We start from the raw sequence: 14,761 nt of genomic DNA on the forward strand, positions 1-14,761 counted from the left end.
GGTTACTTCCCTGCGTCAAGAGCCCGGCGTGAAAACGTACGGCACTGATTTGAGTTCCATGGCTTCCAACTGTACTTGGCCCGGTTTTTGTCATTAGCAACGCTCTGGGCATATGCCACGACTTTCTTATCATCCGCATTTGTTTCACACGTCAATTCGGTCTTAGTATTACGTCCAGCTTTTGACGAAAGAACTTCTCGCAATGCCTCAATGGAGACATCCGTCGGTTTTCCATCCTTACCCATGATCAAATTGGGTACGCCTACCCGACGAACATTCCCTTCGTCCGAAGACAAACGAACACCAATGACCCCTGGCATATTTGGACTGTACCGACCATATTCGTAGTACTGAGTCACTCCATTGGCATCATATGCAAGAACACCGCCATGGCCACCGAGCCAAGTGCTAGTCATACCCTCGGAAAATTCAATTGGATAGTCGGGAAATAGAACGGTGCAGGCAGCAAGGCCTTCGGGGTCCATTAGGCTTGCAGGGTCGCTTCCGGCGTATGTATAGCTATTCCATCCGCCGCTAAGGCCAATCGGATCCTGATTGATATACCGCCCCACCTGAGGATCGTAGTACCGGAATCGGTTGTAGTGCAGCCCCGATTCCTGATCGTAGTACTGCCCCGGAAACCGTATCGGATTGTCAACGGCATGCGCCAGACTCCGGGCCGTCCGTCCATAGGCACTCAAATCCGCTGCCCACACCACCTCGCGCTGTTCGTCGTACAGTTCCTGCGGCGTCCCAAGGTGATCCGTCACGTAATGCCACGCCTGCCCCTCCGCCAGCCGCGTCAACGGCCCTTCATGATCCGGATGCGGCACGTACGTCACGGCGCGATCCTCATGCGATGTGCGCCCCGTCCGCACCTCCTGCATCATCCAGTCGCCGTCCCACATAAACAGCGTCGTCTGCCGCGCGCCACCTGCCTGCGTGTAGTGCTTTGCCACCCGCCGCCCAAGCGCGTCGTATTCGTACTCGCTCCGCGCGCCGTCCGCGTGCTCGATCTCGACGAGTTGATGGCTACCGTCATACCGATAACGCGTCACATCCGGCGCTTCTGTCGGCCCCTCATACTTCGGCGTCCCCGTCAGCACTTCCATCACGCGCAGCAGGTTGTCCGTCCCGCGCTGGCTACGCTGTTCCTCCGCCGTCAGTTCCGGCTTCGGCGGCAGCGGCACCGTCCGCGCGATGCGGTTGCCGTGTCCGTCATACGTAAAATCCACCGGTCGATCCGGGCGCGTCTGCGGCGCAAACCGCAGCAAGCGATCCCCGCTCGCCTTCCACGCCTGCATGCTGTTCAGGCTTGGCGCAGCGCCCAACAGGTTGCCGGCCGGGTCGTAATGGAACGCTTCCGCACCGCTTGCCGCCGTTACGTGCGTCAGCCGGGATAGGGCGTCGTAGCGATACGTCTTCTTGTCCCGCCACGCATCGTCCATTGTCGTCAACTGCCCGGCCGCGTCGTACTCCCACGCCCGCCACGGCCGTGACCTCTCCAGCGACCGCCCTCGTTCATCCAGGTTCTGCCAGCGATGCGCGGCCAGCAGGCCATTCGCGCCATACCCGAAGTGGTGTGACGCAAGGCCTTGCGTGCGCCGGATTTCCCGATGCAGCCCATCACGCTCGAAACTCGCCAGCGGATGCTCGTCCAGCAGAACGCCGTGCACATGCCCTGAGCCATAGCGCTGCCACACCAGCGAACCGACTTCCGGCACATGCGTCCAGTCGCGATTCCCGATGGCGTCCACCCCGTGCGTCAGTCGCCAGACGCGTCCGTGATGCGCCTGCACCTCTGCCGTGCGGCGCCCTGCCGCGTCGTATTCGTAAGTGACTTGCACCGGCACCCGGCCCGGCGAGACCGACTGGGCCTGCGTGAGCAGCCCCCGCGCGTCGTACCGGTAGCTCGCCTGACGGCCGTCGCTCGATCTCCGCTCTACCGGTCGGCCGAGCACGTCATAGGTCACGTGCGTGGTGATCTGCCCATCCTGACCATGATCGATGCGCTCGACCAGTTCCCCCGCTGCGTTGTACCGGTAGCTTTGCCGACGACCGTCGAAGCCGGTTTGCTCGGTCAACCGGTTTCGACTGTCGTAACGGAATGTCGTCGCTTCCTGGTTCGCATTGGTCAGCATCGTCAGACGGCCGATCGCGTCATACCGGAACTGTTGCGTGCCGTCCGCCGGATCGACGATTTGCGTTCGCTGCCCGTATCCATCCCAGTCCACACGCGTCACACGCTTGAGCGGATCCGTATGTACGATCGCCCGGCCTGCGTCGTCGTATTCGACCTTCCACCAGCCCATACCGGCGGGCTGCACCGCCGTCATGCGCGCCGACAGGCTGCCGCTGTGGCGGCTGACCTGACCCAACGCATCCGTGGTCTCGGTCAACTGCCCGAATTGATCGTACCGGTAGGTCGTCGTCTGCCCCGAGCAATCGGTACGCGCCACAAGCTGCCCCGCGTCGTCCCACTGCATCTTCGTCACGTTACCCAGTGCATCGGTGCGCGCAACCGGCAAGCCGTTCTCGTAGGCGTAACCCGTCACATGCCCGAGCGGATCGGTTTCGCTCGTCAGGTGACCTTGCGCGTCGTAGCCGCGCTGCCAGACCTGTCCGGCCGGGTCGGTGATCTGTTCCGGCAGGTTCTGGTCGTTGTAGCTGATGCGCGTAACCTGCCCGGCCGGATCGATGATCGACGTCGGATTGCCCCGCGCATCGTTCACCATCCGCGTCGTGCGCCCCAGTCCATCCGTGTAGCCGGCCACGCCCCCCGTCTCGTCGAAATGCGTCTGCTCGATGCTCCCGTCCGGATGCACGATCTTCTCGACCGCCCACAAACCGTTGTAGTGGTATTCGGTCGTGTGCCCCAATCCGTCCGTCACCCGTGTTACGCGCAGCGACGGCAGGTAATCGAAACGCGTCTCGCGCGTGACGGCCCGCTGCCCGTCGGCGGTTTCGGTATAAGCGCAGGTTCGCAGGCAGTACGCGTTCGGCGTGTCGTCGCTCCACTCCGAGACGTGCGTCGCGCCCGCCGGTGTGCGGTAGGTCGTCAGCAGATGGTGGTCGTAGCCGTAGCGCCACGTCAGGTTCTCGCGGTCGGTGGCCCCGATCAGGTCGCCGCGCTCGTCATAGACGTAGCTCGTCAGGTGCAGCGGCTGATTCCCGAAACCCTGATCCAGCAGGACGGTCGTGATCCGGCCGGCCTCGTCCAGTTCGCAGCGTACGCTATGGCGATTGTTGCGGACCGTTTCCAGCCAGCCCTGCGCCGTATAGCCGAGCGTCAGGCTCTGCCCGTCGCGCGTGCCGATGCGGTGCAACTGCCATCGGGTCTCGTCGCACGGATGGCGGCCATAGTGTTCTTCGACACCATTACCGAAGCGCAGCACGTAAGTGGCGCCCGAAGCGTTGTCGCCACCGCGCGCCAGCGTGAGCTTCTCGATCGGATGGAAATGTTCTTCACCGGGATTCAGCGCCGGAAACTGCAACTGCCGCCCGTCCGCATCGAAGTAGATCAATCCGGCCGAAGCCGTGCGCACCTCGGTTGCATACGGCAGCTTCCACGCCACGCCCAAGCTGCCCTGGCGCTGGTCCGCGCTGCGGTAGCTCCGGCTCCAGTGAATCGAGACCCGGCCCGGCAACGTAAAGTCCGTATGCGACAGCACCTTCTGTCCCGTCGCCAGATCGACCGGGTTCGCGCTGACCGTCTTCTTCGCGCACTCCGCGCAATCGGCTTCGGTCACCGGTGCAAGGCCGCCTGCATCGCCATTCGTCATGCTGATCGTCGGCGCCTGCAGGTAAATCGCCGTGCCTTTCAGGTGAATGCCCGACTCGTCGATCGTCACCGTGCCGCCCGGGCCCGTCAGTTGCGCGTGCTTCGCCCCCGACAGGCTGCTTTCTCCCGTGTCCGCGATACGCAACTGATTGGCGTTCGAACTCGATACCGGCCCAGGCAGTTGCTGCGCAAAGTCAGGGGACGGCTCGATCGGATTCGCCTGATCGGCGCTCACCGCATCGCCCACCGCCTTGCCGCGCACGGTCACCGTGTAGGTGTGCCCCACATCCGCCGTCCAGTCCTGCACGACGCGGTCGGTCCGGCTCTGGCCCACCGTGCTGGCCATGTGCAGCCCGACGTTACGCAGGTACAGTCCGCCGACGTTGACGTTGTAGGCCATTCCGACGTTGAGCATCGCCCCCATGCCCACGCTCTTCACCGACGCGAGCGTCACCGTCTCGAACTTGTAGCCGCCGGTCGAGAGCTTCCAGTGACGCCCGATCTGGTCGGTTTCATCGTGGCCGACTTGCTTCGTACGGTCATGTCCCACCGTGTGCGTTTCGTCGGCTTCGATCACCGCATCCAGATTGCGCTCGGCCTGGATCCAGACCTGCTCCGCACCTTTCTTGTCTTCGAAGCGGATCGCATTGGCGTTGCCGTATCCGCCGCCCTTGGTCGAGCGCGTCAGAATCCCGCTTTGCGTCGCGTGGGCCGGCAACGTCCACGGCGGCATCGTCATCGCGTTGTAGACGCGCCCCGTCACGATCGGGCGATCGGGGTCCCCGTTCTCGAAATCGACGATAACCTCGGTGCCCACCCGCGGAATATGGATGCCGCCGAAGTTGCTGCCGGCCCACGGATACGACACCCGCACCCAGCAGGACGAATTCTGGTCCTTTACGTCGGATCGGTCCCAATGGAACTTGAGCGTCACCTCGCCATTCTTGTTGGTCCAGATCTCCGCGCCCGCCGGACCCGTCACGATCGCCGTTTGCGGGCCGCGTGTACGGGGTTTCCTGATCGAGCGCGGCGGGCGGAATACGGTGGTTGAGGGCTGGACAATAAACTTGCTGCGAATCGCGTAGGCGGAGAACCCGGTCGTCTCTCCGGTTTCCTTCGCGTCCAGTTCCGACGCGATCACCAGATACTCGCGGTTGGCGCTCGCCATCGGATGACCGGCCAGCGCAAACGTCGTGCCGCACACCACGTTGCGCAAATTGCCTTCGCCTTTTGCCCGCTCGCCCTGTGCGTGAATCTCTTCCATTCGCACCTTTGCGAATGCATGGCCGTCCTCGGTTTCCGTATAGTCGCCTGGCCACTCGTAACGTTCGAACTGGTTGTGCGCCGTGTCGCGCGGCAGGCTGTTCTGCGTGGTCAGCGTCGCACCGGGCTTCTCGAAGTCGAAATCGTCGGTGGTCCAGACGCCCGATCGCAGGCGCTCCGTCGCTTCGAAGTGGTCGACGTGCTCCCGGTCGATCTTCTGACCTGGCGGGTAGTACGCGAGCGTCTGGTACGCGACGCTCTCCACGGCTCGATGGGCGCCCGGACCATCGACCAGCACCAGTCGGTGCACGCCTTGCGAATGCTCGAAGAACCACGTGATGCCGTGTTCTTCCATCAGCCGCTGGGCAAATGCGAAATCCGACTCGCCGTACTGGACTTGATAGCGCAGCGGCTTATAGGTACGGCCAACCCGCATCTCGAACGAGTACAGGTATGGGCTGAACACCTCGCGCAGAATGTCCAGCACGCTCTTGCGCTGGAAGATGCGGTAGTCGGTCCGCTCTCGCGCCAGTGCAAACCAGGGTTCCAGCACGACTCGGTAACGCGACTGCCGATTCAGTTGGTCCACGTAGCTGGCCGCCGTCACGACGCCGCTGATTTCTCGCGTGCCGGCACCCAGATTGGCTGCGCCCGCTTGCCCGGCCATCCCCGCAACAAAGCTGCCCATCCCGTCCAGTTGGATCGTGACTGTCAGTTCCTTGCCGAGCATCGCTTTGAGATCGAGGTTGGCCAACATGTCGACCGGCAGCAGCGGATCGGCTGGCGTCGTCAGCCACAGTTCGTATGCGTACAGCGTGGAGAACTGCTCCGTGCCGCGGATCGCGCTCAGGTACAGCAACGACGCGATGCCTTCCAGCTCCGGCAGCGCCGGGCCACTGACCGAAAACGTTCGGTTCGTTTTGAAATTCAACATGCGTGCTGGCCCTCGTGCGCTTGATTGTTGTTCTGTGTGGTCGACTGCATGAACCGTTTTCCTCCGCGAGTCAGGCTGCGCTGCGCGTCCCCGTTCGAACTGGCCAGCGCTTCAACTCACCGCGCTGCGGCGAGCGCAATACCGACTGAGTAAAAGAATGTGTCGAAACGTGACGTGCCACGTAATGCTCGAGGATCACCCCGAATAGATAAGGGCTCATTCCATCAAAGCCGGTTTCATCCACCGTCAGCACGCACTCGATGCCTCTACCGAATCTCAGCTGGCTCTGGCCGGGCAGTTTCTTCGTCACGGGCCGCGTATCAACGCGGATCAGGCTGTCGATCTGGCGGCGGTAGCGCACATCATCGGCAGCAGCGAACAACGCCAGGATGTCGCGCAACCCGCTCCCGTCATCAGCCTCCAAGGTGCCGTAGCCGAGATTCAACTGGCCGATCAGCCGCCACGCAGTGTCCCGCTGCGCAAGCGGCGCACGTGCTGGGCTCGGCGCACGAATCAATCCCGTGCTGCTGACCGGCGCACTAATACCAACGGTCAGATCCGTCACGCCGTCGGGCGCCAGCAAACTCGGCAGATCGCAGTTCGTCAGCCACGCGTCCACCGACAGATATTTCATGGCCTGTGGATAGGAGTGCTCATTTTGATCGACCAGCGAAACGAAAACATCCGTACCTACGTACGTGGTACGAGCGCCATAGCGACGATATGACGTCTTCTCCATCCCGTGCTCGCGGCGCATCGTGAAATAGCGTCCGTGATTGGTTTCATCGTTCATCAGCGCCCGGTACAGCGGCCGGAACTCGAGCGACGCCGCGCCTTTGCTCACAAAGCCGTGCAACGCTTCCACCGCGAACACCTCATAGTCCGAGCCGTTCTGCCTGTCGGGGCGCAACAGAATTTCACCGCCACTATGCGGTATCTCGGTGGGATCGGCTTTGCGGCGAAACAGGTTGATGACGGGTGTACAGAAGAGTGCAAAACGAGACGCATCGACGTGCTCGACCAACGCACTGTCAAAACGGTCCAGCAATATGACGATTTCAGCCTCGCGATCGATCACGTGTCGCAACCCCGCACCCAGACCGGCCAGCGTGAAAAACCAGAAACGCGCTGGACACGCCGCATATTCGTGCAGCAGGTTATGACCGTGAAACTTCGCCCCGGCCAACGGCAGCAAACTCTCGTCGGTAGCCAACCCGGTGTATTCGATCGCCTGGTCGGACACAATCCCGAGTGCCTGATTCGGATCAGCGAAGCGGTTCGGCACCCCGGTCACGGTTGCCACGGCGCCGGCATGGATCAGCTCGAACAGCCGTGACGCCACGCGCTCGTCGCCAGCCAGATACACGGGCAATCGATTCAGACCGCGCAACTCTTCGAATCGCGCTTCGCCCGTAGTACGGAGCCTGAGACGCAGCGCACCGCGAACCGGCCTGTGTGCGGCGCTATAGCGTTCTATCGATGGAATGTCCGGTGGAACCCCTGTCAACCTCGCCGAAACGATCTCCAACGGATACAACATCACATCCAGACCGCTACGAAACGTGCAGGACGTTCGTTCGCCATCCGGCACACGGCTCGCGAACTCTGTGCCACGCGGTACGCAAAACCCCTCGAGCAAATTGCCTTCCTGCTCATCGGGATAGAGGCGAGCTACCGCAATCGAGGGCGTCGGGGCGACGTAATTCGGATAGATGGTTTCCAGTAGCCGACTGGTCAGCAGGGGGAATTCGGCATCCAGTTTCAATTGCAGCCGAGCGGTTGTAAAACTCGCCGCCTGCACCAGACGCTCCACGAAGGGGTCGGCGATCTCACCGGCATGCATGCCCAGCCGACGCGCGATTTTGGGATGCGCCTGGGCGAACTCCTCCATCAACTCCTTGAAATAGAGCAATTCCCGATTGTAGGCATCAAGGAGATGAGGGTTCATGGCAAGAGAACGATCTGGATTCCATAGAGGACCTCCGACAGCACCGCTGTCAGCAACGTGTGGGATGCTAGCCTCAAAGGCCATCTCAAAAAATACCTGACAGAATTACGAGGCCAGGCTTTGATACCGTAGCTGAGAGCCTATTTTTTAGATATGTGTCGTTATCCTTAATATTTGCAGTATGATCCACCGCTGCAATCCTGCGCTGACGCTCGTTGCTCACGAGACCTCGCGAGTCCCGTTCTCCGTACCGCTGTGCCGATTGCGCTGGCCGGGAACGGTCAAACGTGCTGCGTCACGCAGTGGTTTTCTTGCGAGTGCAAAGAAGAGAGCGGGGAAGGGGAAGACCAGCGGCGCGTGCCGCTCAGGCGATCCGCATCGCGCCCGCACGCTCGAACGCGTGCCGCGCCTGGATCAGCGTCGTGCGCGCCGCACGCGCGTCGCTTGCGACCTGCAGCAGCGGGCCGAGCTGCGACGGCTGCCTCAGCAATTCACGCAGGATCGGCAGGATCGCCGTACTGCCGTCGTCGCGCAGCCCGGCCGTCGCCGCGCTCGGCAGCGTGCGCCACGCCGGATCGACGATCGCGCGGCACACCGCGAACGGCACGCCGCGCGCGGCCGCGAAGGCCGCCGCGATGTGCGACTCCATGTCGACGGCGAGCGCGCCTTTCGCGCGATGCAGCGACGCCTTTTCCTGTTCGCTGACGACCGGTGCGCCGACGGCCGCGATCGTGCCGCGCGTGACGCGCGCCCAGACCGGCGTGTCGTGCAGCGCGGCGACGAGCCGCGCACTCCAGCCCGCATCGGTCTCGACGCGGCCGAACGGCCCGTCGATCGCATTCGCGATCACGAGCGCGCCGGGCGCCAGGTCGGGCGCGAGCCCGCCCGCCGTGCCGAAGCTCACGATGCCCGCGCAACCGCGCGCGGTCGCGTCGGCCAGCGCACGCTCGAGCCGGTCGGCCCGCGCGGCGAACACGGCCTCGACGCCGTCACCGCGCGCGATGCGCGCCTCGAATGCCATCCCCGTCACCGCGATGACAGGCAATGTGCCGTTGTGCCGTGACGCGCCCATGCGTTACATCCCGACCGTGACGCGCGTCGCGTTGTCGCGCTTCAGGTTGCGGTAGCGCGCGAGCGCCCACAGCGGGAAGAACTTGCGATAGCCGTGGTAGCGCAGGTAGAACACGCGCGGGAAGCCCGTCGCCGTGAAGCGCGTCTCGTCCCACAGGCCCTCGTCGTTCTGCCCGGCGATCAGGTAGTCGACGCCGCGCGCGACCGCCGGGTTGTTCACTTCGCCGGCCGCCATCAGGCCGAGCAGCGCCCAGGCCGTCTGCGACGCCGTGCTCGGCGCCTGCTCGAAGCCGCGGTAATTGAGCTTGTAGCTGTCGCCGTCCTCGCCCCAGCCGCCGTCCTTGTTCTGGATCGACAGCAGCCACTGCGCGCCGCGCTTCATGCGCGGATCTTCCGGCCCGAGGCCGGCCGCGTTCAGCGAGCACAGCGCGGTCCACGTGCCGTACACGTAGTTCATCCCCCAGCGGCCGTACCAGCTGCCGTCCGGTTCCTGTTCCTTCAGCATGTAGTCGAGCGCGCGACGGGCCGGCTCGCTGTTCGCGGCCGTCTCGCCGAGCTGCGACAGCATCGACAGGCAGCGGCCCGACACGTCCGACGTCGGCGGATCGAGCAGCGCGCCGTGATCGGAGAACGGGATGTTGTTCAGGTAGTACTGCGTGTTTTCCGGTTCGAAGGCACCCCAGCCGCCGTCGCTGCTCTGCATGCCGACGACCCATTCGCGCGCGCGCGCCATCGATTCGCGATACATGTCGGTTTGCTTGAGCTTCTGTGCGCGGTCCATCGCCATCACGACCACGGCCGTATCGTCGACGTCCGGGTAGTGCGCGTTCGCGTACTGGAATGCCCAGCCGCCGGGCCGCACGTTCGGGCGGCGCGAGATCCAGTCGCCGCGCACGTCGAGGATCTGCAGCGGGCGCAGCCATTCGAGGCCGCGCAGCACGGCTTCCTCGGCGCGCGCATCGCCGGTTTCGAGCAGCGCGTGCGCCGCGAGCGACGTGTCCCACACCGGCGACAGGCACGGCTGGCAATACGCTTCGTCCTCGTGCACGACGAGCAGCTTCTCGACCGACTTGCGTGCGAGCGCGCGGTTCGGATGATCTTCCGCGTAGCCCAGCACGTCGTACATCATCACCGAATTGGCCATCGCCGGATAGATCGCGCCGAGGCCCTCTTCGCCGTTCAGGCGCTCGTCGACGAACGACACGGCCTGGCGGATCGCGCGTTCGCGCGTGTAGCTCGGGAACAGGCCGTCGACCGCGCGCAGCGCATGGTCGACCACGCGGAAGAACGCGAACCAGCCGGCGCTCTGGTGGCCCTGGCGCGGCAGCAGCCCGGCGTTGACGGGCGGATCGATGAACAGCTCGTCGATGCGCACGCCGCGCGGGTTCTTCGCGAGCGGGCGCTTCGCATTCAGCACGAGCAGCGGCACGATCACGGTGCGCGCCCAGTACGACACCTTCGACAGGTGGAACGGGAACCACTGCGGCAGCAGCATGATCTCGACCGGCATCATCGGCACCGCGCGCCACGGAATCGCGCCGAACAGCGCGAGCTGGATACGCGTGAACACGTTCGACATCTCGGCGCCGCCCATCGCGTGGATGGCCTTGCGCGCGCGCTGCATGTGCTCGGCGTTCTCGTCGTCGCCGATCACCTTCAGCGCGAAATACGCCTTCACGCTCGCGCTGATGTTCGGCGCGCCGTCGGTAAACAGCGGCCAGCCGCCGTCCGCCTGCTGGATACGGCGCAGATACCGGCCGATCTTCTGTTCGAGCTCGAGGTTCGGCGTCTCGCCGAGATAGTGGACGAGCAGCACGTATTCGGCGGGAATCGTCGAATCGGCTTCGAGTTCGTAGACCCAGTGTCCGTCCGCTTTCTGCGCGGCCAGCAGCGCGTCGGTCGCACGCGCGACAGCCGCGTCGACGCCGGCCGGCGCGGTGCCGGCGGACAGGGTGGCCATTTCGGTGAGATCGTTCATTGGTCCCTCTCTCTTATTGTGTCTGGAGCACGTCCGCGGCCAGCTGGCCGGAACGGATCGCGCCCTCGATCGTGGCGGGCAAGCCGGTGGCAATCCAGTCGCCCGCCAACACAAGATTGGTCCAGCGCGTACGCACGGCCGGACGTTTCATTTCCTGCGACGGCACCGCCGCAAAGCCCGCGCGCGGCTCGACGACGAGTTGCCACGCGGGGATGGTTTCCGGGGTCGCGCCCGTCACGCGCGCGACGTCTTCCCAGATGCGCCGCGCGAGCGTGTCGCGCGGCATGTCGAGCCAGCGGCCCGCGTCGCGGATCGTCGCCGCGAGCTGGCCGCCGCCGGTGCGCACCGCATCGACGACGCCGTTGACGACGGTCGTTTGCAGCGGGCCGCCGGCCGGCGGTTCGACCGCGAAATACGCGGTCGCGACCGCGCTGAACGTATCGGGCGCGGTGAGTTCGGGCACGAGCGGCTGCGCGACCTCGGGCGGCACGGCCAGCACGACCGCGTCGCCCGGCGCGAGATCGATGCGCTCGCCGCCGATCGCAACCGCATCGACCGCATTGCCGTGCGCGCCGAATTCGAACGCGTCGAGCCGCGAGTTCAAGCGAATCTGCGCGCCGCCGTGCTGCAGCATCCGCAGCGTCGGTTCGACGAACGCGCTGCCGAGCCCGTGGCGCGCAACGAGCGGACGACAGCCGGGGCCGCCCGCGGCAAACGTGCCGTACAGCGCCGCGCGCACGAGCTCCGCGCTCGCGTGTCGAGGCTCAACGTTCAGCACACCGAGGCAATACGGCCGCAGCCAACGATCCCACAGCACGCCGTCGCATCGCATCGTCTGTGCGAGTGAGCGGCCCGTGCGCGCGAACGCGAGCGGGGCCAGCGCGAGGTAATCGAGCGGCGTCGTGCCCGGCGCGCGCGACGCGGCATCGAACAGCCACGACGGCCAGCGCCCGTTGCCGAAGCGCAGCGTCCAGCGCTGCTGCGACGCGACGTCGACGACCGGGAACTCAGGCAGCGCGGGCCCCGCGAGCTGATCGGCCGCGCCGATCGCGCGCAGGTAGCGCTGGGTCGCGGGCTGCCCCGAAAAGACCGTGTGCAGCCCGCTGTCGAGCGTCGTGTTCAGCGTCCCGTCGAACCATGAGCGACAGCGGCCGCCCGCGTGCGCATGCGCATCGTGCAGCACGATGCGCCGCCCGCGGCGTTGCAGCTCGACCGCGGCCGACAGGCCCGCGAGTCCGGCGCCGATCACGTGGACGGTTCTGGGCATCGACTCGGTCGACTCAGAACAGCGCGTAGCGCGCGGCGATCATCAGCATGCGTGCTTTCGGCTTGCGCAGCGGCGCGCGCGGGAAGGCAAAGCCGCGTGCGACGGCAGCTTCGAGAATGCAGCGATACGCGCCCGACATGATGCGCGGCGCCTTCACCTGCGCACGCGGGCAGGTATCCATCACCGCGTCGGCCTGGCGGAAGTGCTCGAGCGCGCGCTCGACGAGCGTCGCGCATACGCGCGGCAGCGCCGGATCGCGTGCGATCGTCGCCGGATCGGTGATCGCGATGCCTTCGCGCGCGAGCAGCTCGCGCGGCAGGTAGCAACGGTTGATCGCCGCGTCATCGTCGATGTCGCGCAGGATGTTCGTCAGTTGCAGCGCGCGGCCGAGGTGGTGCGACAACTTGATCCCTTCGGCTTCCGGCATCCCGAAAATCCTCACCGACAGCCGGCCGGCCGCGCTCGCCACGCGATCGCAGAAGAGGTCGAGCGTCGGCTCGTCGGGCGCGCAGATATCCTCGACCGCGTCCATCGCCATCCCGTCGATCATCGCGTGGAAATCGTCGCGCTGCAGGTTGAACGCGCGGATCTCGCGGTCGAGCGCGGCCAGGTGGCGCGGCGGGCGGCCCGCGAAACACGCGTCGATGTCCGCGCGCCAGCGATCGAGGCCCGCGGTGCGCTCGGCGCGCGGCAGGTCGCTGTCGGCGATGTCGTCGACCGCGCGGCAAAACGCGTAGACCTGGAACATCGCGTCGCGCTGCACCGCCGGCAGGATGCGCATCGCAAGATAGAAAGAACTGCCCGATGTGACGGCAGCGGCGTCGGTTTCTGGTTCGTCCACGACGGAATGGGAAACGGCCAAGACGAGCTCCACGGAGACACCCACGCGGGGCGATTGAAGAAGCCATGCCCGGCTGGGATGGTCAGGGTGTCGATGCGTGCGAGATATGCGAACGATCGACGCAGACAGGCACAAATTACCGGCCGGAAGCCGGAATTGGGCGAAAGTATAGCAATCTTTGAAGTTCGATGGAGCACACGCGCTGCGCCCGGCGAGGCAGGCGGCGCGCGGCGCGGGCGGCGCGTCAGCCGTAGACGATGTCGCGCTGCAGGTCGAGCGCAATGAGCCCCATATCGCGGGTGAGCTGCATCATCGAGCGGCGTTCGAGGCGCGAGCCCATGAAGCTCGTCACGCGGCCGTCGGGCTCCGCGGTGAACTGGAATACCGCGCCGCCCGTGCCGAACCACGCGCCCGGCACGTCGGGCGATTCCTGCCAGTCGATCTGCTCGAACACGCGCGCGATGCCCGCGCGCACCAGGTCGCCCGGGCCGATCGGCGGCGCGATATCGCCCAGGTCGTCGAGCGAATAGGGGCCGGGTTTGTCCGGCTTCCGGTAGAAGAGATAGTCGACGTTCATGGGGCGCAATCGCGGGCAAAGCGACAAATTAGCGCGCTTCGGCTCAAATTCATATCGGATCCGAACGAAATGTGGCCAGCACGAGACAAGAGGGACGGGGCGCGGCCGGCCACGCAATCGCACCGCGCGTTCGCGTTCGGATGCGCGCGGGTTCGTCTAAGATGACATCTTTCTCGAAAAAAAACACGGACATCATGGAGACGAACGTAACCGCCACCCCGCAGTCCGGCCATCCCGTTTTCGTGCTCGTGCACGGCGCCTGGCACGGCGCGTGGTGCTACGCGCACGTCGCGGCCGCGCTGGCCGCGCGCGGCTACCTGTCGATTGCGCGCGACCTGCCCGCGCACGGCATCAATGCCCGCTTTCCTGCGTCCTACCTCGAACGGCCGCTGGACAAGGATGCCTTCGGCGCCGAACCGTCGCCGGTCGCGAACACGACGCTCGACGACTATGCGTCGCAGGTGATGCAGGCCGTCGACGACGCGTATGCGCTCGGCCGCGGCAAGGTCGTGCTCGTCGGGCACAGCATGGGCGGCCTCGCGATCACGGCGGCCGCCGAGCGCGCGCCGGAAAAGATCGCGAAGATCGTCTATCTCGCCGCATTCATGCCCGCGTCGGGCGTGCCGGGCCTCGACTACGTGCGTGCGCCGGAGAACCAGGGCGATCTGCTCGGGCCGCTGATGCTGGCGAGCCCGCGCGTCACCGGTGCGCTGCGCATCGATCCCCGCAGCGGCGACACCGCGTATCGCGAGATGGCAAAGCGCGCGCTGTATGACGACGTGCCGCAGGCCGACTTCGACGCCGTTGCGAACCTGATGACCTGCGACGTGCCGGCCGCGCCGTTCGCGACCGCGATCCCGACGACCGCCGCACGCTGGGGCGCGATCGACCGTCACTACATCAAGTGCCTGCAGGATCGCGTGATCCTGCCCGCGCTGCAGCAGCGCTTCATCGACGAAGCCGACGCATTCGCGCCCGGCAATCCGACCCACGTCCACCAGCTCGACAGCAGCCATTCGCCGTTCGTGTCGCAGCCGGCCGTGCTGGCCGGTGTACTGGCCGACATCGCGAAAAGCTGAGCACGGCACGCGCGGGGCGAAC

The 14,761-nt window shown here is 65.3% G+C and carries 8 protein-coding genes; 1 reads left to right on the forward strand and 7 read right to left on the reverse strand.

Annotated elements, in window-relative coordinates; all coding sequences use genetic code 11:
• Positions 1–2 precede the first annotated feature (2 nt).
• From tssI to BFF94_RS04705, 7 genes are all read right to left on the reverse strand, one after another.
• Positions 3–5,978, reverse strand: coding sequence for a type VI secretion system tip protein TssI/VgrG (gene tssI / locus BFF94_RS04675; protein WP_246637226.1), 5,976 nt, complete (start codon positions 5,976–5,978; stop codon positions 3–5).
• A gap of 70 nt (positions 5,979–6,048) precedes the next feature.
• Positions 6,049–7,926: a type VI secretion system baseplate subunit TssF gene (tssF, locus tag BFF94_RS04680; protein WP_128841406.1), complete on the reverse strand. Its 1,878-nt coding sequence runs from the start codon at positions 7,924–7,926 to the stop codon at positions 6,049–6,051.
• Between the two features lie 364 nt (positions 7,927–8,290).
• Positions 8,291–8,998, reverse strand: a complete 708-nt coding sequence (locus tag BFF94_RS04685) for a phosphorylase (RefSeq protein ID WP_219139045.1) — start codon at positions 8,996–8,998, stop codon at positions 8,291–8,293.
• Positions 8,999–9,001: 3 nt separating this feature from the next.
• On the reverse strand, positions 9,002–10,975 hold the full coding sequence (gene shc / locus BFF94_RS04690) for a squalene--hopene cyclase (protein WP_128841405.1): 1,974 nt from the start codon (positions 10,973–10,975) through the stop codon (positions 9,002–9,004).
• Positions 10,976–10,988: 13 nt separating this feature from the next.
• A complete protein-coding gene (gene hpnE / locus BFF94_RS04695) occupies positions 10,989–12,242 on the reverse strand; it encodes a hydroxysqualene dehydroxylase HpnE (protein ID WP_219139046.1) in 1,254 nt (417 codons plus the stop codon).
• 13 nt (positions 12,243–12,255) lie between these two features.
• Positions 12,256–13,104, reverse strand: a complete 849-nt coding sequence (gene hpnD, locus BFF94_RS04700) for a presqualene diphosphate synthase HpnD (protein WP_219139047.1) — start codon at positions 13,102–13,104, stop codon at positions 12,256–12,258.
• Between the two features lie 223 nt (positions 13,105–13,327).
• On the reverse strand, positions 13,328–13,660 hold the full coding sequence (locus tag BFF94_RS04705; RefSeq protein WP_128841402.1) for a hypothetical protein: 333 nt from the start codon (positions 13,658–13,660) through the stop codon (positions 13,328–13,330).
• Positions 13,661–13,854: 194 nt separating this feature from the next.
• Here BFF94_RS04705 and BFF94_RS04710 point away from each other — a divergent pair, with 194 nt between their 5' ends.
• Entirely contained in the window at positions 13,855–14,739 is an 885-nt protein-coding gene (locus tag BFF94_RS04710) for an alpha/beta fold hydrolase (RefSeq protein WP_128841401.1), read from the forward strand.
• Positions 14,740–14,761 lie beyond the last annotated feature (22 nt).

Origin of the sequence: Burkholderia catarinensis (genome assembly GCF_001883705.2) — a bacterium.
Lineage (GTDB): Bacteria > Pseudomonadota > Gammaproteobacteria > Burkholderiales > Burkholderiaceae > Burkholderia > Burkholderia catarinensis.